Origin of the sequence: Chromobacterium sp. S0633 (assembly GCF_024158805.1) — a bacterium.
GTDB lineage: Bacteria > Pseudomonadota > Gammaproteobacteria > Burkholderiales > Chromobacteriaceae > Chromobacterium.
Genome location: NZ_JAMZGH010000006.1, coordinates 124,113 through 148,883 on the forward strand (window position 1 = coordinate 124,113; position 24,771 = coordinate 148,883).

The 24,771-nt window shown below is 62.2% G+C and carries 35 protein-coding genes; 29 read left to right on the top strand and 6 right to left on the bottom strand.

Going from position 1 to position 24,771, the window contains the following annotated elements:
• Window positions 1-86: 86 nt before the first annotated feature.
• A complete protein-coding gene (locus NK214_RS06510; protein ID WP_253314051.1) occupies window positions 87-347 on the bottom strand; it encodes a helix-turn-helix transcriptional regulator in 261 nt (86 codons plus the stop codon).
• A gap of 1 nt (window position 348) precedes the next feature.
• Between NK214_RS06510 and NK214_RS06515 the strand changes: the two genes are divergently transcribed.
• The 21 genes from NK214_RS06515 (at window position 349) to NK214_RS06615 (ending at window position 11,900) form a co-directional block, all read left to right on the top strand.
• Window positions 349-903, top strand: coding sequence for a helix-turn-helix transcriptional regulator (locus tag NK214_RS06515; RefSeq protein WP_253314052.1), 555 nt, complete (start codon window positions 349-351; stop codon window positions 901-903).
• Between the two features lie 113 nt (window positions 904-1,016).
• Window positions 1,017-1,355, top strand: coding sequence for a hypothetical protein (locus tag NK214_RS06520; protein ID WP_253314053.1), 339 nt, complete (start codon window positions 1,017-1,019; stop codon window positions 1,353-1,355).
• Window positions 1,356-1,357: 2 nt separating this feature from the next.
• The gene (locus NK214_RS06525) at window positions 1,358-2,128 is read left to right on the top strand and encodes a hypothetical protein (RefSeq protein WP_253314054.1); all 771 of its coding nucleotides are present in this window, start codon (window positions 1,358-1,360) and stop codon (window positions 2,126-2,128) included.
• Window positions 2,125-2,670: a hypothetical protein gene (locus tag NK214_RS06530; protein ID WP_253314055.1), complete on the top strand. Its 546-nt coding sequence runs from the start codon at window positions 2,125-2,127 to the stop codon at window positions 2,668-2,670. The genes NK214_RS06525 and NK214_RS06530 overlap by 4 nt, the downstream gene beginning before the upstream one ends.
• 1,095 nt (window positions 2,671-3,765) lie before the next feature.
• A complete protein-coding gene (locus NK214_RS06535) occupies window positions 3,766-4,122 on the top strand; it encodes a hypothetical protein (protein WP_253314056.1) in 357 nt (118 codons plus the stop codon).
• Between the two features lie 13 nt (window positions 4,123-4,135).
• The gene (locus NK214_RS06540; protein WP_253314057.1) at window positions 4,136-4,888 is read left to right on the top strand and encodes a conjugal transfer protein TraL; all 753 of its coding nucleotides are present in this window, start codon (window positions 4,136-4,138) and stop codon (window positions 4,886-4,888) included.
• Window positions 4,885-5,052: a hypothetical protein gene (locus tag NK214_RS06545; protein WP_253314058.1), complete on the top strand. Its 168-nt coding sequence runs from the start codon at window positions 4,885-4,887 to the stop codon at window positions 5,050-5,052. Before NK214_RS06540 ends, NK214_RS06545 begins: the two co-directional genes overlap by 4 nt.
• The gene (locus NK214_RS06550) at window positions 5,049-5,420 is read left to right on the top strand and encodes a hypothetical protein (RefSeq protein WP_253314059.1); all 372 of its coding nucleotides are present in this window, start codon (window positions 5,049-5,051) and stop codon (window positions 5,418-5,420) included. Before NK214_RS06545 ends, NK214_RS06550 begins: the two co-directional genes overlap by 4 nt.
• Window positions 5,417-6,010: a 3'-5' exonuclease gene (locus tag NK214_RS06555; RefSeq protein WP_253314060.1), complete on the top strand. Its 594-nt coding sequence runs from the start codon at window positions 5,417-5,419 to the stop codon at window positions 6,008-6,010. The genes NK214_RS06550 and NK214_RS06555 overlap by 4 nt, the downstream gene beginning before the upstream one ends.
• Window positions 6,007-6,351 (top strand): hypothetical protein, encoded by a 345-nt coding sequence (locus NK214_RS06560; protein ID WP_253314061.1) that lies wholly within the window; start codon window positions 6,007-6,009, stop codon window positions 6,349-6,351. Before NK214_RS06555 ends, NK214_RS06560 begins: the two co-directional genes overlap by 4 nt.
• The gene (locus NK214_RS06565) at window positions 6,348-6,839 is read left to right on the top strand and encodes a hypothetical protein (protein ID WP_253314062.1); all 492 of its coding nucleotides are present in this window, start codon (window positions 6,348-6,350) and stop codon (window positions 6,837-6,839) included. The genes NK214_RS06560 and NK214_RS06565 overlap by 4 nt, the downstream gene beginning before the upstream one ends.
• A complete protein-coding gene (locus NK214_RS06570; protein ID WP_253314063.1) occupies window positions 6,839-7,048 on the top strand; it encodes a hypothetical protein in 210 nt (69 codons plus the stop codon). The genes NK214_RS06565 and NK214_RS06570 overlap by 1 nt, the downstream gene beginning before the upstream one ends.
• A complete protein-coding gene (locus tag NK214_RS06575; RefSeq protein WP_253314064.1) occupies window positions 6,991-7,221 on the top strand; it encodes a phosphoribosylglycinamide formyltransferase in 231 nt (76 codons plus the stop codon). The genes NK214_RS06570 and NK214_RS06575 overlap by 58 nt, the downstream gene beginning before the upstream one ends.
• Window positions 7,222-7,239: 18 nt before the next feature.
• Window positions 7,240-7,962, top strand: coding sequence for a hypothetical protein (locus NK214_RS06580; RefSeq protein WP_253314065.1), 723 nt, complete (start codon window positions 7,240-7,242; stop codon window positions 7,960-7,962).
• A 48-nt stretch (window positions 7,963-8,010) separates the two neighbouring features.
• Window positions 8,011-8,706 (top strand): DUF2786 domain-containing protein, encoded by a 696-nt coding sequence (locus tag NK214_RS06585; protein ID WP_253314066.1) that lies wholly within the window; start codon window positions 8,011-8,013, stop codon window positions 8,704-8,706.
• Between the two features lie 44 nt (window positions 8,707-8,750).
• A complete protein-coding gene (locus NK214_RS06590; protein ID WP_253314067.1) occupies window positions 8,751-9,158 on the top strand; it encodes a hypothetical protein in 408 nt (135 codons plus the stop codon).
• Window positions 9,148-9,366, top strand: a complete 219-nt coding sequence (locus NK214_RS06595; protein ID WP_253314068.1) for a hypothetical protein — start codon at window positions 9,148-9,150, stop codon at window positions 9,364-9,366. Before NK214_RS06590 ends, NK214_RS06595 begins: the two co-directional genes overlap by 11 nt.
• Window positions 9,363-9,668 (top strand): H-NS histone family protein, encoded by a 306-nt coding sequence (locus NK214_RS06600; protein WP_253314069.1) that lies wholly within the window; start codon window positions 9,363-9,365, stop codon window positions 9,666-9,668. Before NK214_RS06595 ends, NK214_RS06600 begins: the two co-directional genes overlap by 4 nt.
• On the top strand, window positions 9,661-10,572 hold the full coding sequence (locus NK214_RS06605) for a phage Gp37/Gp68 family protein (RefSeq protein ID WP_253314070.1): 912 nt from the start codon (window positions 9,661-9,663) through the stop codon (window positions 10,570-10,572). The genes NK214_RS06600 and NK214_RS06605 overlap by 8 nt, the downstream gene beginning before the upstream one ends.
• Before the next feature lie 21 nt (window positions 10,573-10,593).
• A complete protein-coding gene (locus NK214_RS06610; RefSeq protein WP_253314071.1) occupies window positions 10,594-10,869 on the top strand; it encodes a hypothetical protein in 276 nt (91 codons plus the stop codon).
• A gap of 503 nt (window positions 10,870-11,372) precedes the next feature.
• On the top strand, window positions 11,373-11,900 hold the full coding sequence (locus NK214_RS06615) for a TIGR00645 family protein (protein ID WP_107798634.1): 528 nt from the start codon (window positions 11,373-11,375) through the stop codon (window positions 11,898-11,900).
• 24 nt (window positions 11,901-11,924) lie between these two features.
• On the opposite strand, the gene NK214_RS06620 is transcribed toward NK214_RS06615, so the two are convergent.
• Both NK214_RS06620 and phaR read right to left on the bottom strand, forming a co-directional pair.
• Window positions 11,925-13,226 carry a tetratricopeptide repeat protein gene (locus NK214_RS06620; protein WP_253314072.1) on the bottom strand — a complete coding sequence of 434 codons (1,302 nt, stop codon included), beginning with the start codon at window positions 13,224-13,226 and terminating at the stop codon, window positions 11,925-11,927.
• A 289-nt stretch (window positions 13,227-13,515) separates the two neighbouring features.
• Window positions 13,516-14,079 (bottom strand): polyhydroxyalkanoate synthesis repressor PhaR, encoded by a 564-nt coding sequence (gene phaR / locus NK214_RS06625; RefSeq protein WP_107798632.1) that lies wholly within the window; start codon window positions 14,077-14,079, stop codon window positions 13,516-13,518.
• A gap of 200 nt (window positions 14,080-14,279) precedes the next feature.
• Between phaR and NK214_RS06630 the strand changes: the two genes are divergently transcribed.
• Entirely contained in the window at window positions 14,280-14,834 is a 555-nt protein-coding gene (locus NK214_RS06630; protein WP_019101299.1) for a phasin family protein, read from the top strand.
• 139 nt (window positions 14,835-14,973) lie between these two features.
• Window positions 14,974-16,104, top strand: a complete 1,131-nt coding sequence (locus NK214_RS06635; RefSeq protein WP_107798631.1) for a M14-type cytosolic carboxypeptidase — start codon at window positions 14,974-14,976, stop codon at window positions 16,102-16,104.
• A 64-nt stretch (window positions 16,105-16,168) separates the two neighbouring features.
• Here NK214_RS06635 and NK214_RS06640 read toward each other — a convergent pair whose 3' ends face one another.
• Together NK214_RS06640 and ilvA are read right to left on the bottom strand one after the other, a co-directional pair.
• Complete coding sequence (locus NK214_RS06640; protein WP_107798630.1) at window positions 16,169-16,816, bottom strand: HAD family hydrolase; 648 nt, start codon at window positions 16,814-16,816, stop codon at window positions 16,169-16,171.
• A 63-nt stretch (window positions 16,817-16,879) separates the two neighbouring features.
• Window positions 16,880-18,409 carry a threonine ammonia-lyase, biosynthetic gene (gene ilvA, locus NK214_RS06645; RefSeq protein ID WP_227104302.1) on the bottom strand — a complete coding sequence of 510 codons (1,530 nt, stop codon included), beginning with the start codon at window positions 18,407-18,409 and terminating at the stop codon, window positions 16,880-16,882.
• 228 nt (window positions 18,410-18,637) lie between these two features.
• Here ilvA and NK214_RS06650 point away from each other — a divergent pair, with 228 nt between their 5' ends.
• From NK214_RS06650 to NK214_RS06675, 6 genes are all read left to right on the top strand, one after another.
• Window positions 18,638-19,783, top strand: coding sequence for a D-alanyl-D-alanine carboxypeptidase family protein (locus tag NK214_RS06650; RefSeq protein ID WP_107798629.1), 1,146 nt, complete (start codon window positions 18,638-18,640; stop codon window positions 19,781-19,783).
• A 349-nt stretch (window positions 19,784-20,132) separates the two neighbouring features.
• The gene (locus tag NK214_RS06655; protein ID WP_370445189.1) at window positions 20,133-20,378 is read left to right on the top strand and encodes a YbeD family protein; all 246 of its coding nucleotides are present in this window, start codon (window positions 20,133-20,135) and stop codon (window positions 20,376-20,378) included.
• 16 nt (window positions 20,379-20,394) lie between these two features.
• On the top strand, window positions 20,395-21,018 hold the full coding sequence (gene lipB / locus NK214_RS06660; RefSeq protein WP_107798627.1) for a lipoyl(octanoyl) transferase LipB: 624 nt from the start codon (window positions 20,395-20,397) through the stop codon (window positions 21,016-21,018).
• A complete protein-coding gene (gene lipA / locus NK214_RS06665; protein WP_253314073.1) occupies window positions 21,015-21,962 on the top strand; it encodes a lipoyl synthase in 948 nt (315 codons plus the stop codon). Before lipB ends, lipA begins: the two co-directional genes overlap by 4 nt.
• 186 nt (window positions 21,963-22,148) lie before the next feature.
• Complete coding sequence (locus tag NK214_RS06670; RefSeq protein WP_253314074.1) at window positions 22,149-23,015, top strand: hypothetical protein; 867 nt, start codon at window positions 22,149-22,151, stop codon at window positions 23,013-23,015.
• 12 nt (window positions 23,016-23,027) lie between these two features.
• Window positions 23,028-23,333, top strand: coding sequence for a hypothetical protein (locus NK214_RS06675; RefSeq protein ID WP_227104308.1), 306 nt, complete (start codon window positions 23,028-23,030; stop codon window positions 23,331-23,333).
• A gap of 18 nt (window positions 23,334-23,351) precedes the next feature.
• Here NK214_RS06675 and NK214_RS06680 read toward each other — a convergent pair whose 3' ends face one another.
• Entirely contained in the window at window positions 23,352-24,719 is a 1,368-nt protein-coding gene (locus tag NK214_RS06680; protein WP_253314075.1) for a sodium:solute symporter, read from the bottom strand.
• Window positions 24,720-24,771 lie beyond the last annotated feature (52 nt).

The window sequence follows — 24,771 nt, forward strand, 5'->3', positions numbered from 1 at the left end:
AAACGTGGCCGCTGGACAAACCCCGAACTACGATGCACAGCAGCAAATAAAAAAAGCCCATCGTCACATGGGCGAAAAACGGCGAATCAGGGGGATTCCGCCGCCGAGAGAACCAAATCAGATTCAACAGAAACACACGACGAGGCCGCATCAAGCGGCCCCAGGTAGGAAATCTTGAAATACGCAGCCAGCGCCTCGACGGTTCGAACACCGGGGTCAAGACTCTTGCGCTGCGCAATCTTACGAATCGTGGACACAGGCACCCCGCTACCATCGGCGACTTCCGGCCATCTCCCACGGGAAGAATCGAGGTATTGCAGCACCATTTGATAGAGAGGATATGCCATCGTGAATCTCACTGAACCGAATATGGTTAGATTAACCGAACCTCAAACGGTTTGCAAATTCGATGACAATCCAGATATGGATAGCAAGATTAAAGGCGTACTCGCCAACAACCTCGCGCTACTCATGGCGAGTTCGCACAAATACACCACCAACAACAAGTTGGCGGCGGCGACTGGCCTTGGTCTCGGCACAATCAACCGCATCCGCAATCAGGAATCGGCAGCGAGCATCGAGACCATTGACACCATCGCGGGGAAGTTCGGCTTATCAGCCAGCCAGCTAATTGACGAAAACCTGTTCAATCCGAAATCGGATACGGACAGGGCAAGCGCGTTTAGCCTGGCTTCCGAACCCCTGCCGGAATGGCTATTGCCCTTGATTGAAGCCGCCAAGGACGCCAACCTGAGAGGCAGCCTGCCGCCAAATGCCGTCAAGAACCTCATTGGCCTGCTGCACTCTTTGCCAGGCCCGCCAACGGGCGACGCGATAACCGACGACACCCCCAGCGCCGCCAATTCGCTCCGACAGCTCGCCGGCAAACCTAAATCGACGTAAAAATGCGACTGGCACACGCCAGCCGCATCAAATCAAACGCCGTGACCATCTGATGACCGCAGATGACCGTATCGGTCATTCCTGCGCCCTGCAAGGATGGAGACAATCACGGCATGAGCCCGCACGAGATACGACGCGACAACCTCCGCCGCCTCACCGACCAGCTCGGCGGCGTGGCGGCGCTCGCGCACCGCATCGAGCGCGACCAGTCACAGGTCAGCCGCTGGCTTGCCTGGCCCACACCAAACAGCCGCGCCATAAGCACCAAAATGGCCACACACATTGAACACGCATTAGGACTAACCATGGGCTGGCTATCCACCCTGCACGCCGATAAGCTGCCGGAGCATCCACTCATCAACGCCGCATGTCAGTACCTGAACACCTCGCCAGACCCGGCCATCGCGGATATACTCGCGCAGCTGCTCGAAGCCCTTACACCGCCCCGCTAAACGTGATTACCCTGCTGGACACCGGAAGCATCATCGCCCCACTCTCACAGCAGACCGCCACAGCCTCCCATCATCGAGCATGTTTAATTCTGGACGAATACGACAACGAGGTATGCGCGCACATCAAGGCATTCCCGCGCGACAGCCACGGCCTGGCAAACGAGCTGGCAGGCTGGATGCTGCACCGGGGCGCCGGCATTGAGACCGCCCCCAAAATATGGGTGATCATCCTGACCAGCGAAGAACTGAATGCGCTATTTCCAAGCGCAGGCTGGGGCAAGAACAACGAATGGCCATGCCTGGCCGTGCAGCATGTGACCGGCCAGCCCATCGCCGCCCGCTCGGCGGACATCTGGGCAGACGAACTGGCAATATGGCACTCCACCGCCGCCTGCATCGCCATGGCGGAATGGATATGGGAGATTGACGGCAATGCCGGCAACCTGATCAGCACCGGGCGCGGCGAGTTCATTGCCATCGACTTCGCCGACTCGTTCGGCGGCGAATACTGGACCCCCAAACTGTTGCGCAAGAACGTACACACCCCGTTCTATAACAAACGCCTACATATCGCCTGGGGCGGGGTCGCCACCACCAGCCAGAGACATGCAATACAACAGGCTGCGGCCGGACATGCCGATATTCTGCGTACGGCCTGGCCGGAGATAGCCCGATGGTGGGCCGCCATGTTAAAAACAGAAAAACAATGCCGCGCCGCGTTCGAGTTCTTGCACGCACGTGCTGCACCCGACTGGATCACCACCCGCCTATGAAATCGACGGCCAAAACCATCCGCAGCTTGCGCGCGGCCAACCCTGGTAGCCGCTCACGTCAACATGCCTACTCGGGCACCGGCCAATGGCTATACTGGCGCACCCCCGGCGGCGAAAGCATCCTGATCGGCGTCGCGATCACCATCAACCAGATCAACTATCGCCAATTGCCTGACCTGGCCGACCTTCAGCCCACGGTCACCGCACTGTGGGGCGACACCGTCGCATGGCAACTGGGCAAGTTGCTCGACGCCACCGCCATGGCACTGCACGTCGACCACCCCCTACCAGAAGGCATTAGCAGCGAGCCCATTCCGTTCTGCCATGGAGACAACCCCGGGCAAATCCTTGAACGCCTATGGCGCCACGGCCCGGCACAAAGCATCCTGCTCAAAAAAAAACCGCCCAGCCAACTTGCTGAGCGGTTTAACGACGGGAGCACCCCCGCGGCGGCACCCTCCGAACCGGCGGAGAACAACCACGCCGAGAACGATCAACGGGCTGCGCCGGCAACGCGCGGCGCAAAAGATCAAAAACAGTAACGCACTTTCTCATCCGCATAACATATATTATAAATACAACATTTGCCATCGGTATAAATACGTATGGCATTATACGCCGTAATGCGCTACAGGCGCAGACGATAAAACCATCCACGCCCCACCCCCTCAGTCCCACCATCTACACATAACCACATAAGCAAGAGCCGCAAACATCCCTCAGGCTCCGCCCATCGCACAGCCGGCGCACCACCCGCCGGTCACCACCCTCCAATCCCAACCACCATACGGCACACCCCACCCCATCCAGCAAACCATTTTCGCAACGACTGCAAACCGCATATGGTTCAACTCGCTTGACATCGATCCGTATTCGGTTATTATTCGATCACAACGAACCGAATACGGTTCTGATCCTTAACAAATTGCGAATGCGTAGCCCGTCCGCACCGACGGGACACACCCAACTGATGTAGCGCCCATGCGCGTTGCGGCCACACCTGAGAGAGGCAGGCCGCAACGATGTCATTCGGACCCGAGCGCAGATCACGACGCCCCGGCCGCGCATGCACCATCGCGCCGCCACGCATCAGCCAACCCACGTTCTGGGGACATACAGAACGCACCCTCCAGCGCCCTGCCATCAGGACGCTGGCAGGTGAAACAGAATCAACAGCACCTGCGCTTGCAGGAAACACTCAGGGAGAAAGCCATGAAATAGCGACACCGCCACACCCAACCCCGCCACCTGGTCGCGCACCAGATAGCGGCGCATAGAAGCCGAGCGATATACGGCAGCGGGGTTCAAGACGCCTGATGACGACGGGGAAATACCCGCACCCTTCCGCTTTGCGGATAAGTCAGGAGACGGCAACCACGACTAGAACTGAGCCTGGCAGACCAACAGGCACCGGCCACCGGCCCGCAGCGCCCTGCACCAGGACGCTGCAAGACGTTGGTCACGGCGTCATGTTTCGAGCCGGGCGAAAGCCCCCAGCAGGCAGCCGGATGGCGTTACCGGCAACCCAAGCGGCACGGCAACCGTGCCGCTTTTCTTGATACCGCTTGCTAATTAGCAGCCTGTTAGCTGCCTGTTAGCACGGCATTAGCAACACATAACTACGGGATTAGCAGCGCATGACCCACAGCAACGCGGCGCAGCAGCAGGCCAGAACCGCGCTGCAGGCGCTGGCCGCCCCAACCAGGCCACCCACCAAGATCGAACAGTTCCGCAGCCTGCTGCCGGACATCGAGCAACGCATCGCCGATGGCGTGCGCCACGCCGACATCATCGCCGCACTGGCCGGCGCCGGGCTGGCGATGACCGAGAGCGAGTTCCGCAACGCGCTGTGCCGAGAGCGCAAGCGCCAGAAAGGCCCCGCCCGTGAAACAAGCCAAACCCCCGAAACGCCACCGGCCACCGCGCCGGCAGCCAAGCCCCAACAACCGCGCGGCGACTTCCGTCAGCAGCGAGACAAACCACTCAACTGGTAACCAGGAGAACACCATGCAACGAACCGCACACATCACCTTGCAGGGCAAGGGCGGATGTTTCAAATCCGGCATCACCGCGCTGATCGCCCAGCACCTTGCGGCCAACGCCCCGCGCCCGGTGCAATGCATCGACACCGACCCGGTCAACCGCACCTTCTCGCGCATCACCGCGCTGGGCGTGCAGGGGCTGGAGCTGCTCAACGATCACCAGCAGATCGACAGCCGCCAGTTCGACACCATGATCGGCCACATCCTCGACCACGATGGCGATACCGTCATCGACACCGGCGCCGCCGTGTTCGTGCCACTCAAAGCCTACCTGGTCGAAAGCGATGCGCTCGGCCTGCTCACCGCCGAAGACATCCGCACCGTGATCCATGTGCCGCTGATCGGCGGGCTGGATTTCGTGGAAACCGCCAACGGTCTCGCCGCCATCCTCGACGATCTGCCCGACGCCGACGTGGTCGCCTGGTGCAACCCGTTCTTCGGCCCGGTGGAATACCAAGGGCGCGGCATCGAGGACAGCGCGCTCTATAAGGACAACCGTGAGCGCTTTGCCGGCATCGTCGACATGATGAAAACCGACCCGGCCACCTTCGGCATGGACATCAGCGAAATGCGCCGCGATGGCCTGACCTACCAACAGGCCATCCAGCACCCCGACTACACCGCCGTCGCCCGCCACCGCCTCAAGCGCGTGTGGGCGTACTACTGCAACACGCTGGATGGTCTGGACATTGGGCAGAAAGCGACGGCGACGGCATGACGCGCTTTTACCCCAACCGCGACTACATCGCCCAGCGCGCCGAGCTGCGCGCGAACGAACTGGCCGGCAAACCCCTGCCGCGATCCAGCGCCCAAGACATCCGCAAAGCCGCCGCTCGACGAGAGATCGAGAACAGGCGCATCGAGAAGGAGGCTAGAGCATGAGCCAGAAGACCACCGCCACACTGAAACAAATCGGCGCCGATATTGCGGCCAACCTTCAATCCAGCATGGCCGAAATCCAGCAGCGCATGGAAAAGATTGATGGCGTCATCACCGATCTGCGCGCCGCCGGCGTCGAGCTGGAGATTTATGAAGACAACTGCCACGTCACCAGCTTTGCAACGCGCCGCGCATATGGAAGCGTAATTTTAAAGGTCACCAACCACGCCTCGGCCAGCATCGTTAAACCGATCTGCGAAAAGCACGGCGGCGACTGGTTCGAACCTGACACAACCGTACTTAGCACGATGTACGAAATCAACGTCCACATCTACGGCGTCAATCACAGCGCGCAGGACACCGCAGCATGAAAACTCGCCAAATCGTCATCGACAATGAAACCATGGACACCACGCCCAGCGCTGTGCTGCTAACCATTGGCGCCGTGGCAGTGGAGGTTGAAAACGGCAGGGCTACCGTGCTAGCGCGCTGGTATCGCCGCATCCATGCCTACCAGCCTTCCATCGACCAACCCGGCAGAACTTACAGCGACTCCACGCTCAGCTGGTGGTTACGGCCAGAAATGGACGGCAGCCCCGCATACAAGGAGGCGATGCTGCATACCCTGCCGCGCAACCAGTCGGACCGCATCCCGCTGTGGCTCGCCATGCACTCCCTGCACGCCTGGCTGCAGCTCAACCCGCATCCAATTTGGGGCAACGGCAGCGACTTCGACAACACCCAGCTACAGCACGCGTTCAATCAGCACGGCCTGCGCTGGCCGTACTGGCGTAACCGCTGTCTGCGCAGCGTGCGCGGACTTGTGCGCGACCTACACCCGAACACCGCGCTACCCGAGTTCCCGGCCGACAAGATCAAGCACCACGCGCTGCACGACGCGGAACACGAAGCGGACGTACTGGCCGCGCTGCTGCACGCCATCGAGGAGCGCGCCGCATGAGCCAACTGGAAAAACTCCGCGACGCGATCGCCGCCCAGCACGGCCAGCCGTTTGGCAGCACCGCGATTGGCCGCCAACTGAACACCAACCCTGATAGGGTCGGCCAGTTGCTGGCACTGCACGCCCGCGAACTCGGCATCACCATCATCCGCCACCACCCACGCCAGTACCGGGCCAATGCTTCCGACGGTCACACACTGCAAGCGCTGCTGGGCTACCGCCTGCCGGCGGCAATCCCAGCCGGCCGGCACTTCTCGGAACGCCACGCCTGCGGCCACAGCTTCACTGCCAGCCACACACCGCGCGGCCATAGCAGCACATACACAATGGCACTCACATGAGCACCATCACGACAGAGGCAGACAGCATGACTCATTACCCCGACAGCGCTTGCGAAGCGCACCGCGATGTAACGACCAGCGAACCGGTCTGCATCATCTGCATGAGCAATGAGATTGATGAACTTGAGGCACGGCTGGCCGCGCTCCCTGCTTCGCCCAAGACTGGCTCGGCGCTGACTGATATTGCAGCCGAGCGCTGCCGACAGGTCGAATCCGAAGGCTGGATTCCGACGCATGACGATGATCACGTCAACGACGAACTCCCCGCCATGGCTTCCCTGTACGCAATGCCGGCGGCTGTGCGTGATTGGCCGGCCGAATCCACCGGATATGGCGACACCTTCGGCGAGGCAATACTGCCCCATGGATGGCAGCCCAAGTTCGGCGATCGCCGCCGCGAACTTGTCAAAGCCGGCGCCCTGATCGTGGCCGAGATCGAGCGTATCGACCGCGCCACCCTGGCCGCCGAGCAGAAAGGCGCCGCGTGATGGCCGTACTGACATTCCCAGGCTACGGCGCCGGCGCCCGCGAGGTGCATATCATGTCCGAGCGCATCACCCACTGGCGGCTGATTGACTACAACGGCCGCCACGGGACATGCATCCAGCTCGACACCGGCAAGGAAATAAACGTCGAGGCATGGCCGGAAGACGTGAAGAAAGCGGTAGCGGCATGCGCAACGACATCGCCCAACTGATCGCGCCCTACATCGCCGCCGGCGCCACACTGAGGCCAGGCAAGAAGCACGACGTACTGATCCTGCCCGGCGGCCGGCGTACCGGCATACCGAAATCACCATCCGACTGGCGCGCGCTGCACAACCTGCGCGCCCAGCTCAAACGACTACAGGCCACCCACGCGGTGGCCTGATTCATTCAGGAGAGAACAATGGAACTCAAGATCGACATCGAAAAGATGGTGGCCGACGCCATCACCGCCAAGCTGGCGCCGGAGGTGCTGCAGCCCATCATCGAAAAGAACGTGGGCGAGGCCGTGCAGTCGGCCATCGAAGGCCAGTTCCGCTACAACAGCGACTTCCGCAAGGGACTGGAACAGCACATTACCGATCACATGCCAAAGACTTACGCCGACATGGGCTATTTCGGCGATTTCGTGTCCAAGGCTGTTGTGGCCAAGCTGAACGCCATGATGGCCGAGCAGGCCTCGAAGGTGATCAACCCCATGCTAGAGGAAATCACCAAGCCGCTGCCGTCGACAATGAAGATTGGTGACCTGCTAAAGATGCTGTTCGACGACTTCAATGACCAGACAGAAAGTTATGCCGAGGACAACGACTACCCCACCTTCATCATCAACCAGAGCTATCCGGATAGCAGCGCGTTGCGCGGCTATATGAGCGTGAGCATTGACCCAGAGGAAAACAAGTCGCGCCATTCCTGCAAGTACCGGCTGGCTTTTGATAACAACGGATACGTCACCACCATTCACGTTGACGATGTGAAGATCACCGAGGGTCTGATTGCAGGCCGCATGTTTGGCATTTCCCGCATGCTGCTGCAGCTGTACAGCCAGCAGGTGAAGGTGACCTTCGACCGCACCGACTTTGACGGTGAATTCCAATACCGCGACCCGGACGGCTACGACGACTAGACCCACCGGGCCACCCAAGCGGTGGCCTGGTCAATTCTGGAGCCTGACATGCAAGACGAAAACATCCTCCGCAAGATCAAAAAATGTCTGCGCCTGGCCGGTAGCAGCAATGAACATGAAGCCTCCACCGCGCTCCGGCAGGCCCACGCCCTGATGAAGAAGCACGGTCTACGCATGAATGACGTGCAGGCCAGCGACATCAAGGAACACTCAATCCGAGCCGGTGCAAAAAACAGGCCCGCACAATGGGAAGCCTGGCTCGCCTCCACCGTGGCAAAAGCCTTCAATTGCAGGTCGCTCCATCAGTCAATGTGGAGACGCGGCGAGTGGCAATTTATCGGTCGTGAGGCCGCCCCCGAGATTGCCGGTTACGCATTCAGCCAACTCGCAAGGCAAGCGCGCAAAGCCCGGCAGGAGTTCATCGAAACGCAATGCCAGCGGCTGGCCTCGCGGAGCAAAACGCGTCGAGCGGATCTGTTTTGCGAGGGATGGGTCCGCCAGGTTTACAGCCAGGTGCAACAGTTCGCTGGCGACACCAATCCCGACGCAGAAATCATCGAAAGCTACCTGCAGAACAAGTACGAACAAATCGGCGACCTGAAAACAAACAACCGCAACCAAGATCGCAAATTCAACCAGGCCGACACCAACGCCTACCGCCAAGGCCAGCGCGAAGGCGAAAAGGCCAAGCTTCACCACGGCATCGGCGGCAATGGTGGCGACAAGCAATTGGCGCTGACGTGACAACTGGCCACCACCACGGTGGCCTTACTTCTTCAGGACTCCCCATGACCACCATCAAACTGATTCAGCCAGTAAAGCCCCGACGCGACGAGTTGGGCCACTGGATTCACCCGGGCATTCCCAACTTTAACGAGGACACCGGCGCCTACACCGCCTGGCTGAAAGAGCAACGCCTGACACTGCACCACGCCTGCCTTGAGGAAGAGAACGACGACCACCCTGCCGTGCGCCGCTACCAAGACACGGGCTCCTCGGACGTCAGCGACTGGCACCCGGCACCGCCAGCCGGTGACGGCTGGTTTCTGCTGGGCATCTACGACACCGACAACGACATGGTGGCCACCTTTGCGAAACGTGCGGAGCCGGAGCAAACGCAATGCACCTGCGGACCCGTCCGCCACTGGGAATGCAACGCCGGCTGTAAGGCAAGAGGGGCGCCTGATGGACGTTAAAACAATCACCTTGGAGTTCCTGCGCCAGCACGGTTATGACGGACTCTCCGGCGACGAGTGCGCCTGCAAGCTGGATAACCTGTTTCCGTGCGGCTACGCCGGCACCGAGGCTTGTCGAGCCGGTTACCTGCAGCCGATGGATGAACAACAGAGCCGGGATTACGAATTCATGATCGGCCCGGATAAGCCGGAAGAAACCACCGCATGAGCAGCCAGATCGAGCTTTGCCTTGTCGCAACCGGACAGCAGGCGGCGACGCTGCTACCGCCCGATGTGCTCCGCCGGCTTGCAGCCAACCACCTGCGCGGCCGGCAGGTTTTCTACGTGATGGGCAGTAACGCCGGCGACGTAATGGTGTGGGCAGGCCGTGGTCAGCAGCCTGGCTGGGTGCGGGATTGGCTGGCCAAGGGCGGCACGCTGGAGCAGCTAGCAGCAAGATTGAAACAGCAGGCCGCGACAACGCAGGCGAGCACCACAATCGCCAACACAAAAGGAGCCAATCATGGCTGAAAACAGCAAGATCGAGTGGACGCACCACACGTTCAACCCATGGTGGGGCTGCGCGAAAGTCTCGCCGGCCTGCGATAACTGCTACGCCGAACGTGATGCAAACCGCTTCACGCCCAATTCGGAGCTGTGGGGCGCACTTGCGAGCCGCCGCGAGTTCGGTGACAAACACTGGAATGCGCCGCTGGCCTGGAACCGCAAAGCCCAGGCCGAGGGCGTGCGCCACCGCGTGTTCAGCGCCAGCATGGCCGACGTGTTCGACAAGAATGCCCCGGACGGCGCGCGCGAGCGCCTGTTCGAGCTGATCAAGGCCACGCCGCATCTGGATTGGTTACTGCTAACCAAGCGCATCGGCAACGCCACAAAGATGCTGCCGGCCGACTGGGGCGACGGCTACCCGAACGTGTGGCTGGGCATCAGCGTGGTGAACCAGGAAGAGGCCGACCGCGACACCCCCAAGCTGCTGAACACGCCGGCCGCGTTGCGCTGGCTGTCCATGGAGCCACTACTTGGGCAGGTGGATCTCGCACAAGCGGGCGCATTGTGGTCTGACATGAACGGACAGATCATCGACGCGGCCGCGCGCGGCCTGCGCGGCATCGACTGGGTAGTGGTCGGGGGCGAATCCGGCCCGAACGCCCGGCCGATGCTTCCGGAGTGGGCACGCGCCCTGCGCGATCAGTGCGCCGCCGCTGGCGCGCCGTTCCTGTTCAAACAGTGGGGCGAATGGGCTCCCTACGATAGGAGTCGCACAGAGGGCACCGTGCTGACCACGCCCTTTTCGTTAGATCACCCAATGCAGCGCATCGGGAAAAAGCTCGCCGGCCGCCTGCTCGACGGCGTGCAGTACGACGGCTACCCAGCAACGAAAGGCTGCACGCCACACAACAACCGAACAACGATCTAGTCAGATCCGGAGAAAAACATCATGTGTATCGGAGAAATCAAGATCGGCAGCCTGGAGCACGCCCAGCTCAGCGCCGTTATTTTTGAAGGGCTCACTGCCAAAACCGCAGACGGCCGGCCGGCGCGAATCGCCATTGTGGACGACGCTGGCAACATCATCGAGGACGGCACTGCAGTGGCCGAAGAAGTATGGAACGTGGCCATCGCCAGCTATAAAAACTTTCTGATCGGAGAAGGCCACATGAGGGTACACACCTCCCCGCCAGGACTGAAGTTCCAGAACCAGAAGGCAGCATGAGGAAAACACCACACTACCCCGGCACAAGCTGGGGTATTTTTTTGCCTGTTAATATAGTATATAAACGCTATTGCTCGCGCAGCCCAGCGACACGAAGCCGATGCTTGGAATCTTGTCTGCCATGATGATGGCCTTGCTGAAGAAAAACGCGAGAGTATACAACGATTTGACAGGCGATGCGCAGCGTTCGGAGGGGTTTGCGCCGCGGGCTCCCCGATTCGTTTTCACCCCGCCGGCGCAGGGCCGGATGCGGACGCCGCCGAGCGACGCTCTCCTTTCAGACCTCACTTGATAGTAAAATCCGACGCCTCCATATAGGCCTGAGAGCCGGTTCAAAGTCTCGCGAGCTGGGGCAAGACAAGGCGACAACGGCTGTAAAGCGGAATGTGGCAGTGATGCATGAGCATTTCGAAGCCGGTTTCAACGCCCTGGTCTAAAATCCCGCCGCCGCGCCGCAGACTTTGAACAGCTTCTGAGCCGTCAACCCCTCACACGATACCGATATGAAAACTCTCGTTTCACGCATGGAGTCCCTGATTTTCGCCAGCCGCTGGCTGCAGGCTCCGCTCTACCTTGGCCTCATCGTCGCTCAGGGGGTGTACGTCTATAAGTTTCTGCTCGAACTGATCCATCTGGTCGCCGACGCCTCCAGCATGACGGAAACCCAGATCATGCTGATCGTGCTGGGCCTGATCGACGTGGTGATGATCGCCAATCTGCTGATCATGGTGGTGGTGGGCGGCTACGAAACCTTCGTCTCCAAGATCGACAGTCTGAACAGCCACGAGGACCGGCCGGAATGGCTGTCCCATGTCAACGCCGGCGTGCTGAAGACCAAGCTGTCGCTGGCGCTGATCAGCATCTCCTCCATCCATCTGCTGAAAACCTTCATCAGCGCGTCCAATCTGGGCAGCCCCGGTAATCCGCTCACCGAGCAGGGCGTGATGTGGCAGGTGGTGATCCATTGCACCTTCCTGCTGTCCGCGCTGGTGATGGCCTGGACCGACAAGCTGATGCAAAGCAAGCACTGAGCGCCGGCGCCCGCAGAGGCCTGGCTAAGGCATGCGCTCGGCGCAATAGAAAGCGCCGGGCACCGGACACCCCGCCTCCTCCCGCAACATCATGTCCCGGCGCTCCCGCAACGCCAACCCGCACGCCGCCAGCAGCCCCTCCACCCAGTCCGGATCGTGCAGATAGCGCCCGCAGGGCTGCAGCCGGTGGCCGCCCGGCAAAGCCCGCGGCGCGCGCTCTATGCTGAACAGCAGCAAGCCGCCCGGTTTGAGCGCACGCGCCATCCAGCTCAAGGCCGGCTCCAGATCGCCAAAATAGCTGAGCGTGTCCAGGCAGCAGATCAGATCGACCGGCAATGGAGCCGTCGCCAGGAATTCGATGATGTCGCCCTGGGTCAAGACGTCGTACACGTCCTTGTCCGCGGCGCGCGCCAGCATTTCGCCGCTGAGATCCACCCCCTGCAAGCGGCGCGCGTACGGCCGCAAGACCCCGCCGGCCAGGCCGGTGCCGCAGCCCAGATCCAGCGCGTCCAGAGCGGCCGGCGGCGGCGCCAATCGTTCCAGGCATTGCGCCAGCCACTGCGGCCCCTGGTAATGCAGGCTGGTCAGGGTGGCGTCAAACGCCTCGGCGTTGGCGTCGAAAGTCCGCCGGATGAATTCCGGGCTGCACTGCGGCGGCGGCTCCGCGCCGCCGCAGGCGGCCAACAGATGCAAGGCCACCGGATCGTCCGGCGCTTGCGCCAGCCAGTCATGCAACAAGGCCAGGGCCGCGTCGCGCTGATCCAGCTCGCAATGCGCCTCGATGCGCGCGATCGGCCCATGCGCGGCCGGCTGGGCCACGATGCCCAACGCATTGTGGCGCCGCGCCTCGGCATGGCGCTCCTGTCGCAAACACAGGCCGGCCAGCAGGAAGTGCGCGTCGGCGCAGCCGGCGTCCGCGCTCAGCGCTTGCCGGCACGCCTGTTCCGCGGCGGCGAAATCGCCGTCCTGCTCGCAGGCGGCGGCCAGATTGGTCCAATACATGGGCTGGCCGCCGTCCAGCGCCGCGGCCGCGGCGAAAGCCCGCCGCGCGTCGCCCGAACGGCCCTGGCGCGCCTGCGCCATGCCCAGGCTGAAATACCAGTCCGCATGGCCCGCCTCCGCGGCGATCGCCTCGCTCAGCCAGGCTTCGGCCTCGGCCGGGCGCTGCGTCTGCAGCAAGAGGAAAGCCAGAAAGGATTTGGCCGCGGCGCACGCGGGCCAATCGCGCAGGCAGCCGCGATAAGCCCGCTCCGCCTCGGCCCAGTCGCCGTCCAGATGGCTGCGCTGCGCCGCGCACAGGCGGGCGCTCAGCGCTTCGGCGGACATGGCGCGGCGCCTTGCCGGCCTGGCCGGCTAGAGTCGTCAATGGGAAACGGGGAAAATCGAAACACGGCGGACGCCGTGCAAGAGTAGCGGGCGCCGCTAACGGCGCCCGGCATCCAACATGCGGGAATCGGCATGGCAAGCCCTCCGGGGGCAAGCGGCGGATGGAAACGGACAGGCGGCCGTTCCAGCCGGCCGCCTACGCCTTAGAGTCTGTTTACGATCTGCTGCGCTGCGCGCGATACGGCGTTGAAAACGCCTTGTCTCGCTGGCTCGAGAGATCGTACATGCTTTAGGACGGGTCCTTGTCGTCCTCGCCCTGCTTGTAAGCCGGGAAGGCGAAACCGCCGAACAGTTGCTTGGTCTGTTCCTGCATCCGGTTCTGCATGTCCAGAAACATGCTGGTGCTCTGTTCCATGTAGTTGGCCATCATGTTCTGCACCGCCGGCCCCTGAAATTTCATGAACTCGCCCCACAGATTGGCGTTCAACATGGTGTTGTCGCCGTAAATCGCACGGGTTTGTTCCTGCATTTTCTGCTGCAGCTGGGCGAACAGTTGCAGATTGTTCTCCAGGAAGGGCCCCATCATGCCCTGCATGGCCTGGCCGTAGGAGCGGATGAACTGGGTCAGCACCTCGTAGCTGAACATCGGCATGCCGCCGTTCTCCTCCTCCAGGATGATCTGCAACAGCACACTGCGGGTGATGTCCTCTTGGCTCTTGGCGTCGACGACTTGAATATCCACATTATCAAGCACCAATTGCTTCACATCCCCCAAGGTGATGTAGGAACTGGTGGCGGTATCGTACAGCCGGCGGTTCGGGTACTTTTTGATGACCCGCTTTTCAACACTCATGTAACGCTCCCGGTTTATTTTGGTACGGTGTGCCGTGTGCCGGCAATTTATCATAAATACAACACGCTAGAGTAAATCTTCAGTCAGTGCTCCCAATTTTGCTGCAATGCATGATACATTTACTCGTCATTGTGCAGTGCAAAATTTTTGATTCAGACTATCTCCTTTTAAGGTCTCACCCCACAGCGGAGGAATACATTATGTCCATCAGCAATGAGCAACTGAACAAGCTGTCCCTGAACGGTCTGGAAACCATTTTCCGCTTTTCGCAAATCACTCTGGATAGCGCCGAGCGCCTGGTCAAGCTGAACCTGGAGATCTCCAAGCAGTCGCTGGAAGAAAACGTCAAAATCGCCAAGCAGCTGAGCGGCGTGACCGATCCGCAAGAAGCGGTTAGCCACCTGAACAAGCTGGCCACCCAGAACATCGACACCGCTCTGGCCAATTCCCGCAATCTGTACGACATCGTTTCCTCCGCTCAAAGCGAACTGACCAAGCTGGCCGAAGAAAACCTGGGCAGCTTCAACAAGTCGCTGATCGGCGCGATCGAATCCGCAGCCAAAAACGCTCCGGCCGGCTCCGACGCCGCGCTGAACGCGGTGAAAAGCTCGGTAGCCGCCGCCGCCGCCGCGGTCAACACCTTCAGCAAAGCCGCCCAGCAAGTGGTGGAGTTCACCGACAGCAGCGTCAAGGCCGCCACCAGCGCCACCGCCGACGCGGTGAAGACCGCCAGCAAGCGCGCGCCCACCGCTTAAGTCCAGTTTCAGGCTAAAGCGCAACCCCGTCCAGCCGACGGGGTTTTTCTTTGCCTTGCGCCTGAGGATGGCATGTGAGCGGCGACAGGTTTACAATCTCCGCCTTAAGCACGTTTCAGGAAACCAATAGGTTCAGCGCATGAAAATCAGCAGCAATTTTGACGCCGGCAGCATCGAGATCGTCTCCGCCGACAACTACGAAGACATCCAACTGCGCATCCGCCGCGACAATGCGGCCGATTTCGCCCAGTGGTTCTACTTCCGCGTGCAAGGCGCCGCTTATCAGCACTGCACCTTCAATTTCCTGAACGCCGGAGAAAGCGCCTATCCGGACGGCTGGGTCGACTACCAGGCAGTGGCCTCCTACGACCGCATCAACTGGTTCCGCGTGCCCACCCACTACGAAAACGGCGTGATGACGATAGATCACGTGCCGCTGTCCGGCAGCATCTACTACGCCTATTTCGAACCCTATTCCTACGACCAGCATCTGAACCTGATCGGTCAGGCGCAGGGCTCCGGCCTGTGCCAGGTCAGCGACCTGGGCTTTACCGTGCAGCAGCGCGACATCAATCTGCTGACCATAGGCCACGAGGTGGAATCGGATCTCAAGATCTGGATCATCGCCCGTCAGCATCCGGGCGAAACCATGGCCGAATGGTTCATCGAAGGCCTGCTCAACCGCCTGCTGGACCCGCAGGATCCCACCAGCCGCGCGCTGCTGGACCGCGCCACTTTCTACGTGGTGCCCAATATGAACCCGGACGGCTCGGTGCTGGGCAATCTGCGCACCAACGCCGCCGGCGCCAACCTGAACCGCGAATGGGCGGCCCCCAGCGCGGAGAGCAGCCCGGAAGTGCTGGCGGTGCGCAACAAGATGCAGGAAACCGGCGTGGACCTGTTCCTGGACATCCACGGCGACGAGAACATTCCCTATGTGTTCCTGGCCGGCACCGAAGGCGTGCCGTCGTGGAACGAGCGCCTGGAAACCCTGGCCGATCAGTTCCGCCACCACCTGCTGCTGGCCAGCCCGGACTACCAGACCGAACACGGCTACCCGCGCAACGCGCCAGGCAAGGCCAATATGACCATCGCCACCAACTGGGTGTGCGAACACTTCGGCTGTCTCGCCTTCACGCTGGAGATGCCGTTCAAGGACAACGCCAATCTGCCGGACGACGACTTCGGCTGGAGCGGCCAGCGCAGCCTGCGCCTGGGTGAGGCGGCCTTGTCGCCCATCTATGCGATAGCGCAGAACCTGCGCGCCTGAGAACCACCAGGCCGAAACCAAAAAAGCCACGGAGAACCGTGGCTTTTTTCATTTCCATTGCCGCTTAAACGTGATCCAGCAATTGCAGCGGATGATCGATGGCGATGTCGGCGCCCCACTCCGCCGGCCGGTCGCTGTCGGCGATGTAACCCCAGTTGGCCAACACCGTCTTCATGCCCACGCTGCGGCCGGCGGCGATGTCGCGCTCGGCGTCGCCCACGTACAGGCAATGCTCGGGCGCGATGCCGATCCGCTCGGCGGCGAAGCGCATCGGCCGCGGATCCGGTTTGGGCACGCCCACGGTGTCGCCGCTGACCGTCACCGCCGGCGCCGCGATGAAAGGCAGCGAAGGCACCAGACGGTCGGTGAAGCGCATCGGCTTATTGGTGATGATGCCCCACAGCAAGCCCTTGTCCATCAAGCCCTGGATCAGGCCGTTGACGCCGTCGAACAGGACGGTCTCGTCGGCGAAGCTGTGCTCGTAGTGATCCAGAAAGCGCAAGCGATATTCCTCGAAACGCGGGTGCTCGCGGTCGATGCCGAAGCCCAGGCTGACCAGCCCGCGCGCGCCGTGGCTGGCGATGGGACGCACCGCCGCGTACGGCTGCGGCGGCAGCCCCTCCTCGGCCAGCAAACGGTTGAGCGCGGCGCCCAGATCGCGCGCGGTGTCGGCCAAGGTGCCGTCCAGATCGAATAGAACTGCCTTGATCATGATTCGCTTCAAAGAAGGAGCGCGGCGTCAGGCTGCCGACCACGAGCAGCCCGCCGGCCCGGTTCAACGTATGGTCTTGCCCAGGAACAGCTTGTAAGCCGGGTTCTGGGTTTCCTCGACATAGGGATAGCCCAGATTGTCGAGGAAGCGCTGGAACTCCGCGTCGTCGCTGGCCGGCACCTGTATGCCCACCAGCACGCGGCCGTAATCGGCGCCGTGATTGCGATAATGGAACAGGCTGATGTTCCAGTCCACGCTCATCGCCTCCAGGAAACGCATCAGCGCGCCCGGACGGTCCGGAAACTCGAAGCGCAGCACTCGCTCGTCCTTGAGCTGCGGCGCGTGACCGCCCACCAGATGACGGATGTGCAGCTTGGCCAATTCGTTGTCGGTCAGATCGATGCTGTCCAGCTCATGCGCGTTCAGGCTGGAGAGTATGTTCTCCAGGTCCTGTTTGCCGCTGATCTGCACGCCGACGAAGACATGGGCGGTGCCGGGATCGGCGAAGCGGTAATTGAACTCGGTGATGTTGCGGCCGCCTATCACGGTACAGAAGCGCTTGAAGCTGCCCGGCTTTTCCGGAATGGTCACCGCGATGACGGCCTCGCGCCGCTCGCCCAGTTCGGAACGCTCGGACACATGGCGCAGGCGGTCGAAATTCATATTGGCGCCGCAGGAAATCGCCACCAGGGTCTGGTCCACGCAGCCTTCGCGCTCCACGTAAGCCTTGGCGCCGGCCACCGCCAAGGCGCCCGCCGGCTCCACGATGGAGCGGGTGTCTTCGAAGATGTCCTTGATCGCCGCGCAGATGGCGTCGGTGTCCACCAGGATGATCTCGTCCAGCAGCTCGCGGCAAATGCGGAAAGTCTCCTCCCCCACCAGCTTGACCGCCACCCCGTCGGCGAACAGGCCCACGTCCTTCAACTCCACGCGCTCGCCCTTGGCGATGGATTGGCGCATGGCGTCGGAATCCACCGGCTGCACGCCTATCACCTTGATCTCCGGCTTCAGCCGCTTGATGAAGCTGGAGATGCCGGCGGCCAGGCCGCCGCCGCCGATGGCGACGAAGACGGCGTTCAAGCCGTCCGGGTGCTGGCGCAGAATCTCCATGCCTATGGTGCCCTGGCCGGCGATCACGTCCGGGTCGTCGAACGGCGGAATATAAGTCATGCCGTTTTGCGCGGCCAATTCAGTTGCGTGGTGGAAGGCTTCGTTGAAGGAATCGCCATGCAGCACCACCTGGCCGCCGTATTGCTTGACCGCGTCTATCTTGATCTGTGGCGTGGTCACCGGCATCACGATGGTGGCCGCGCAGCCCAGCCGGCTGGCGGACAAGGCCACGCCCTGCGCGTGGTTGCCGGCGCTGGCGGTGATCACGCCGCGCGCGCGCTGTTCCGCGCTGAGCTTGGCCATCTTGTTGTAAGCGCCGCGCAGCTTGAAGGAGAACACCGGCTGCAGATCCTCGCGCTTGAGCAGAATCGTGTTGCGATAGCGGCGCGACAGATTGGGCGCCAGCTCCAGCGGCGTTTCGATGGCGACGTCGTAAACCCGCGACGTCAGGATGCGTTCCAGATAGTCTTGCTTCTCTTGCATGGCAAAGCCTTTGTCCCGATCATTATTTTGCTTGAACTGCCAGAGTAGCAGGAACTCCAAGCAGACGGGAAGCCTTGATAATATTGGATTGTTGCATTGCGGTATCGCAACGGCTCCGCCCGCCCCGCCCGCAGAAAATCCCCACTTCGCGGCAACCGGACGGCAATCCGCGTGTATAATCAACGGCTACTATTTGGACCTCAACCCCCAGCGTTGCCCATAGGAACAATGAAAACATTCACCAGCATTCTCACGGCAGCGGCGATCGCGCTGCCGTCCGTCTCTTTCGCCTCCGCCGCCTTTCTGCCGCCTGCGCCCGAAATCGCCGGCAAGGCTTATTACCTGACCGACTTCAACAGCGGGCAAGTGCTGGCCGAGCGCGACCCGGACTCCCGCGTGGAGCCGGCCTCGCTGACCAAGCTGATGACCGCCTACCTCACCTTCAAGGCGCTGAAGGAAAAACGGCTGACTCTGGAACAGACGCTGACGGTGTCGCAAAAAGGCTGGAAAACCGAAGGCTCGCGCATGTTCCTGGATCCCAAGGTGCCGGCCAAGGTCGACGACCTGATCAAGGGCATGATCGTGCAATCCGGCAACGACGCCTGCGTGACGCTGGCTGAAGCCATCGCCGGCAGCGAGGAAGTCTTCGCCCAGGTGATGACCCAGCAGGCGCAGAAACTGGGCATGAAGAACACCCAGTTCCGCAACGCCACCGGCCTGCCCAATCCCGAGCATTACACCACCGTGCACGATCTGGGCATCCTGGCCGGCGCGCTGATCCGCGACTTCCCGGAGTTCTACCCGATCTACTCGATCAAGTCCTTCACCTACAACAACATCAAGCAGCCCAACCGCAACCTGCTGCTCTACCGCGACCCCAACGTCGACGGCATGAAGACCGGCTACACCGACAGCGCCGGCTACAATATGATCACCACCAGCCACCGCGACGGCCGTCGCGTGATTTCGGTGGTGGTGGGCACCGCCAGCCCTGAGGCGCGCGCGGTGGAAAGCTCCAAGCTGCTCAACTACGGCTTGCAGTTTTACGATACGCCCAAACTGTATAGCGGCGCCAAGCCGGTGTCCGAGCTGCCCATCTACAAGGGCGCGGCCAAAACCGTGTCCGTCGGCTTCGCCAGCGACGTCTACGCCACCGTGGCCAAGGGCCAGGCCGCCAAGCTCAAGGCCGATCTGACCACCATGCAGCCCTTGATCGCCCCGGTCAAAGCCGGCCAGGTGGTGGGCAAGCTGGTGGTGTCGCTGGACGGCAAGCCGCTGTTCGAGCGCCCGGTGGTGGCCTTGAAGGCGGTGGAAGAAGGCGGCTTCTTCAGCCGGCTGTGGGACAGCATCAAGCTGATGCTGGGCTGGAAATAAACGGCGTTTGCCGTTAATCGCTGCGCCGGGCATCGCCCGGACGCCGCGGCTGTATTATGATGTGACGTTTTAGTAATAAAGACGACCGTAAAATGTATTGGCGCGGGCGGCCCGGTTTGCAGTACAACTGGCTGCTGCGCCTTTGCCCGTTTCGGGTTCGGCGTCTTTAGAACCTGTTTACGATCTGCTGCGCTTCGGCGATACCGCGTTGAAAACCGCTTCGAAATGCTCATGTACCGTGTGTACACTCCGCTTTCTCAACTGTTTTCGCCTTGTCTCGCTCTTGCTCGCGCAATCGTAAACACGTTCTTAGCGGATTTGATTGCATATGTCTGAAAAACAGGAACTCATGGAATTCCCCTGTCGCTTCCCCATCAAGGTGATGGGCGAGCGTCACGAGGATTTCGTCCTCACCATCACCGAGGTCGTCCGCGTCAACGCGCCCGACCTGGCCGATCACGACGTGACGCTGCGCGAAAGCGCCAACGGCCGCTTTTACGCGCTGACCGTCACCGTCACCGCCACCTCGCGTCAACAGCTGGACAACATCTATCTGTCGCTGACCGGCCATCCGATGGTGAAAATGGTGCTTTAAGCGCCTGGAGATTGCCGTGTCGCGCATCGTCAAACATCTGGGCCGGGTGGATTACGAACCAACCTGGCGCGCCATGCAGGCGTTCACCGACGCCCGCAACGCCGACACCCCCGATGAACTGTGGGTGGTCGAACATCCGCCCGTCTACACCCAGGGCCTGGCCGGCAAGCCGGAGCACCTGCTGCACGCCACCGCCATTCCGGTGGTGAAAACCGACCGCGGCGGCCAGATCACCTATCACGGGCCGGGCCAGTTGGTGGTTTATCTGCTGGTGGATTTCAAGCGCATGGGCATAGGCGTGCGCGAGCTAGTGCGCCGCATAGAACAGGCGGTGATAGACACGCTGGCGGAACTGGGCATACACGGCAACGGCGATGTGGACGCGCCCGGCGTTTACGTGGCCGGCGCCAAGATCGCCTCGCTGGGCCTGCGCATCAAGAACCACGCGGTCTACCATGGCCTCAGCTTCAATGTGGACATGGACCTGGCGCCTTTCGATTCCATCAATCCTTGCGGTTACGCCAACCTCAAGGTGACCGACCTGAAACAACTGGGAGTGGAGCTGAGCCTTGCCGCCGCCGCCGATACGCTGCTGCCGCATCTGGAGCGCCTCCTGAACAGCACCAAGGAACTGACATGAAGCCGGAAAACCAGGCTGGGGTCAAACACAAGGGCGCGGCCAAAACCGCCCGCATCCCCATCAAGATCGTCCCGCTGGACGAAAAACTGAAAAAACCGGAATGGATCCGCGCCAAGCTGCCCAACGGCCAGCGCTTCCACGAGATCAAGCAGATTCTGCGCGAACAAAAGCTGCACACGGTGTGCGAGGAAGCCACCTGCCCGAACATCGGCGAATGTTTCAGCAAAGGCACCGCCACCTTCATGATCATGGGCGATATCTGCACCCGCCGCTGCCCGTTCTGCGACGTGGGCCACGGCCGCCCCAATCCGCTGGATCCGGACGAACCGCGCCACCTGGCGGAGAGCGTGGCCGCGATGAAGCTGAAGTACGTGGTGGTGACCTCGGTGGACCGCGACGATCTGCGCGACGGCGGCGCCCAGCACTTCGCCGACTGCATCAACTCGGTGCGTGAAATGTCGCCCAACACCCAGATCGAAACCCTGGTGCCGGACTTCCGCGGCCGCCTGGACGTGGCCGTCGACATCCTGAGCCAGACCCCGCCGGACGTGATGAACCACAATCTGGAAACCGTGCCGCGGCTGTACAAGCAGGCGCGTCCGGGTTCGGATTACGCGCACTCGCTGCAATTGCTGAAGGACTACAAGGCCAAGAACCCCAATGTCCGCACCAAGTCCGGCCTGATGGTGGGCCTGGGCGAGACTGACGAAGAGATCCTGGAAGTGATGCGCGATCTGCGCGCCCACAATGTGGACATGCTGACCATAGGCCAGTATCTGCAGCCGTCCGACGGCCATCTGCCGGTGCTGCGCTACGTGCATCCGGATGTGTTCAAGATGTTCGAGACCAAAGCCTATGAAATGGGCTTCGTTCACGCCGCCGTGGGCGCGATGGTGCGCTCCAGCTACCACGCCGACGTGCAGGCGCACGAGGCCGGCGTGTAAGCCATTCACATGCCAGACCGAAGGGAGCCCAAGGGCTCCCTTTTTCATTGCCCATGCCTTTGGTACAGGCATGCGGCGGCAGCGGATCGTCTATACAAGGACATGCGCCCGCCATAGCGTCCGCGCACGTTTCATCCCGCAAACCGCGCGGTCGCGCCAGCGCCCGCCTGCCGATGGAGCCGCGCCATGTCCGCCAGCCCTTTCTTCCGCCTGCTGCCTTTGCTGCCGCTGCTGCTGGCCGCCTGCGCCAACGCCCCGGACACGCCATTCGCCGATTTCGACAACGCCGCCCGCAGCGTCACGCAAAGCTCCGCCGGCACCTTTGCGCGCATCCAGCAGAATGCGCGGCTCAACGCGGTGCTCACCGCGCCCAACGCGCCGCTGCGCGCGGACACCTTCCGCCCGCAAGCCGGCACCGGCGCCAGCTACGATCTTGCCCCCGCGCTGGCGCAGTTGCAGGCGACGCTGGACGCGCTGGAAAAATACGCCCGAACTCTGCGCAGCCTGGCTGGAGACCGGGAGGCCGAGGCCCGGGTCGACGCCGCCGCCCAGGACTTGGCCGACAGCGTTCAGGATCTCAAACTGCGCGGCGGCGACGAGGCCGCCGCCAAGATTCTGGCCACCGCGGCCGATGCGCTGGGCCGCCAGCTCACCACCGCGCAACGCAAGAACGCGCTGCGCGACACCATGGCCACCGCCCAGCCCGGACTGGACCGGCTGGCCGTCAGCAGCCACCGCGTCTTGAGCGCGCTGCCCGGCTATCTGAGCGTGCTCAGGGACAGCCTGCTGCGTCACGCCAATTTCAGCCGACCGCCCTACGGCAGCTGGGAGCGCTACCAGTTCGACCTCGCCATCTCCGACCGGCTACGCGAATTCGAGCAGATCGAGGCCGCGCTGCAAGCCAGCGACAAGGCGATCCAGGGGTTTCCCGACACCAACCGCCAGTTGCTGCAAAGCCTGGACGCGCCCCAGTCCAAGCTGCAAGCGCTGCGCGACTTCGCCGCCGAAGCCAGGCGGCTGCGCAATTTTTATCGCGACCTGCCCGCCAAATAAAGGAGGCAGCATATGGACAGCCACCGAGTCACCGAGCTTGTCAGCGGCCTGGCATCCCGCATCAACAATCTGGCCGTCGCCAGCCTGGGCGCGGACAGCCGCGCCTTGCTGGCGCAACAGGATGAATTGGCCAACCAGACCCTGGCGCTGATCGCGCGGGATCTGAACGCCGACACCGACGACTTCCGCAACGCGATCGCCGCGCTGCAAGCGGCGACCGAGGCGGCCGATCACGCCGGGCGGCAGCTGCAACGCGTGGGCGACGCCATCAAGCTGACCGCCAAAGCCATCGGCGCGGTGGCCAAACTGCTGGCCTGAACGGCCGACGACGGACGGCTACTCCCGCGCCGGGCGCGGCCGCGCGCGTCCGTCCGCCAGGCTGAACGCCAGCATCAGGCCGGCGCTGGTCAGCAAGCTGAAATAAATCGGCGTATTGGCGTCCAGACCGTCCCGCAGCATGAAGAACACCGCCGCGCCCAAACCGCCCAGCATGGCGCTCACCGCGCCGGCGGTCGTCGCCCGCGGCCAGCAGATCGCCGCCAACAACGGCACCAGCATGCTGCCCACCAGCAGGTTGTAGGCCAGGGTCAGCGCCTGGATCACGTCATTCACCCGCATCGCCAGCAGCAGGACCAAGACCCCGGCCAGCAAGGTGGCCGCCCGGTTGCGGCGTAAACCGGCGCGCCCTCCCGGCAACAAGTCCTCCGTCAAGGTGGTCGACGCGGCCAGCAAGGCGGCGCTGGCGGTGGACATCATCGCCGCCAGCGCCGCCGCGATCACCAAGCCGCGCACGCCGTCCGGCAACACCCCTTTGACGACGGCGGCGAAAGCGTTGTTAGGGTTCTCCAGCTCCGGCAGCAATACCCGCGCCGCCATGCCGATCAGCGCGCAGACCAAACCGTACAACAGGCAATACAGGCCGGCGGCGCTGCCGGCATAGCGCGCCACCTTGTCGTCGCGCGCGGTGAACACCCGCTGCCATACATCCTGACCGATGAGGATGCCGAAGAAATAGATCAGGAAATACGTCAGCACCGTGCCCCAACCCAGGCCCTCGAAGCTGAACGCGGACGCCGGCAGCCGGACGGCCAGCTGCTCCCAACCGCCCGCCCGCCACAGACAGATGGGCAGCAGCACCAGCATCAGGCCAACCGTCTTGATGACGAATTGCACGATGTCGGTCAAGGTCAGCGACCACATGCCGCCTATCGCCGAGTAAATCACCACCACGCCGCCGCCGATGACGACGGCCAGCCAGAACGGCAGCTCGAACAGCACCTGCATCACCGTGCCTATCGCCAACACCGAAGTCACGCAGATCATCAGCGCGTACGACAACATCACCAGCGCGCTGGCCTTGCGCGCCAGCGGATGATAGCGGCGCTCCAGCACCTGGGTGACCGTGAAAACCCCCAAACGCAGCAACGGCTTGGCCAGAAACAGATTGAGCACCACGATGCCGCTGCCCAGCGCCGCGCACAACCAAAAGCCGGAAATGCCGTAAACATAGCCCAGCCGGACCGTGCCCACAGTGGAGGCGCCGCCCAGCACTGTCGCCGCCATGGTGCCCATATACATCATCGGCCCCAGATTGCGCCCCGCCACCAGGTACTGCTCCCGGTCGCTGGCCCGCCGCATGCCCAGCCAACCCAGCCACAGCATGGCGCCGATATAGGCGGCCACCGTCAATAGATCCAGACTCATCTCGTTCTCCTCTTGTTCTCAGGACCGCGGCGCATTCTCCGGCGCTCGCGGG

Bases quoted from the DNA above. Each gene is read 5' to 3' on its own strand.
- NK214_RS06510 (WP_253314051.1), bottom strand. From the start codon at position 347: ATGGCATATCCTCTCTATCAAATGGTGCTGCAATACCTCGATTCTTCC.
- NK214_RS06520 (WP_253314053.1), top strand. From the start codon at position 1,017: ATGAGCCCGCACGAGATACGACGCGACAACCTCCGCCGCCTCACCGAC.
- NK214_RS06530 (WP_253314055.1), top strand. From the start codon at position 2,125: ATGAAATCGACGGCCAAAACCATCCGCAGCTTGCGCGCGGCCAACCCT.
- NK214_RS06535 (WP_253314056.1), top strand. From the start codon at position 3,766: ATGACCCACAGCAACGCGGCGCAGCAGCAGGCCAGAACCGCGCTGCAG.
- NK214_RS06540 (WP_253314057.1), top strand. From the start codon at position 4,136: ATGCAACGAACCGCACACATCACCTTGCAGGGCAAGGGCGGATGTTTC.
- NK214_RS06545 (WP_253314058.1), top strand. From the start codon at position 4,885: ATGACGCGCTTTTACCCCAACCGCGACTACATCGCCCAGCGCGCCGAG.
- NK214_RS06550 (WP_253314059.1), top strand. From the start codon at position 5,049: ATGAGCCAGAAGACCACCGCCACACTGAAACAAATCGGCGCCGATATT.
- NK214_RS06555 (WP_253314060.1), top strand. From the start codon at position 5,417: ATGAAAACTCGCCAAATCGTCATCGACAATGAAACCATGGACACCACG.
- NK214_RS06560 (WP_253314061.1), top strand. From the start codon at position 6,007: ATGAGCCAACTGGAAAAACTCCGCGACGCGATCGCCGCCCAGCACGGC.
- NK214_RS06565 (WP_253314062.1), top strand. From the start codon at position 6,348: ATGAGCACCATCACGACAGAGGCAGACAGCATGACTCATTACCCCGAC.
- NK214_RS06570 (WP_253314063.1), top strand. From the start codon at position 6,839: ATGGCCGTACTGACATTCCCAGGCTACGGCGCCGGCGCCCGCGAGGTG.
- NK214_RS06575 (WP_253314064.1), top strand. From the start codon at position 6,991: ATGGCCGGAAGACGTGAAGAAAGCGGTAGCGGCATGCGCAACGACATC.
- NK214_RS06580 (WP_253314065.1), top strand. From the start codon at position 7,240: ATGGAACTCAAGATCGACATCGAAAAGATGGTGGCCGACGCCATCACC.
- NK214_RS06585 (WP_253314066.1), top strand. From the start codon at position 8,011: ATGCAAGACGAAAACATCCTCCGCAAGATCAAAAAATGTCTGCGCCTG.
- NK214_RS06590 (WP_253314067.1), top strand. From the start codon at position 8,751: ATGACCACCATCAAACTGATTCAGCCAGTAAAGCCCCGACGCGACGAG.
- NK214_RS06595 (WP_253314068.1), top strand. From the start codon at position 9,148: ATGGACGTTAAAACAATCACCTTGGAGTTCCTGCGCCAGCACGGTTAT.
- NK214_RS06600 (WP_253314069.1), top strand. From the start codon at position 9,363: ATGAGCAGCCAGATCGAGCTTTGCCTTGTCGCAACCGGACAGCAGGCG.
- NK214_RS06605 (WP_253314070.1), top strand. From the start codon at position 9,661: ATGGCTGAAAACAGCAAGATCGAGTGGACGCACCACACGTTCAACCCA.
- NK214_RS06610 (WP_253314071.1), top strand. From the start codon at position 10,594: ATGTGTATCGGAGAAATCAAGATCGGCAGCCTGGAGCACGCCCAGCTC.
- NK214_RS06615 (WP_107798634.1), top strand. From the start codon at position 11,373: ATGAAAACTCTCGTTTCACGCATGGAGTCCCTGATTTTCGCCAGCCGC.
- NK214_RS06620 (WP_253314072.1), bottom strand. From the start codon at position 13,226: ATGTCCGCCGAAGCGCTGAGCGCCCGCCTGTGCGCGGCGCAGCGCAGC.
- phaR (WP_107798632.1), bottom strand. From the start codon at position 14,079: ATGAGTGTTGAAAAGCGGGTCATCAAAAAGTACCCGAACCGCCGGCTG.
- NK214_RS06630 (WP_019101299.1), top strand. From the start codon at position 14,280: ATGTCCATCAGCAATGAGCAACTGAACAAGCTGTCCCTGAACGGTCTG.
- NK214_RS06635 (WP_107798631.1), top strand. From the start codon at position 14,974: ATGAAAATCAGCAGCAATTTTGACGCCGGCAGCATCGAGATCGTCTCC.
- NK214_RS06640 (WP_107798630.1), bottom strand. From the start codon at position 16,816: ATGATCAAGGCAGTTCTATTCGATCTGGACGGCACCTTGGCCGACACC.
- ilvA (WP_227104302.1), bottom strand. From the start codon at position 18,409: ATGCAAGAGAAGCAAGACTATCTGGAACGCATCCTGACGTCGCGGGTT.
- NK214_RS06650 (WP_107798629.1), top strand. From the start codon at position 18,638: ATGAAAACATTCACCAGCATTCTCACGGCAGCGGCGATCGCGCTGCCG.
- NK214_RS06655 (WP_370445189.1), top strand. From the start codon at position 20,133: ATGGAATTCCCCTGTCGCTTCCCCATCAAGGTGATGGGCGAGCGTCAC.
- lipA (WP_253314073.1), top strand. From the start codon at position 21,015: ATGAAGCCGGAAAACCAGGCTGGGGTCAAACACAAGGGCGCGGCCAAA.
- NK214_RS06670 (WP_253314074.1), top strand. From the start codon at position 22,149: ATGTCCGCCAGCCCTTTCTTCCGCCTGCTGCCTTTGCTGCCGCTGCTG.
- NK214_RS06675 (WP_227104308.1), top strand. From the start codon at position 23,028: ATGGACAGCCACCGAGTCACCGAGCTTGTCAGCGGCCTGGCATCCCGC.
- NK214_RS06680 (WP_253314075.1), bottom strand. From the start codon at position 24,719: ATGAGTCTGGATCTATTGACGGTGGCCGCCTATATCGGCGCCATGCTG.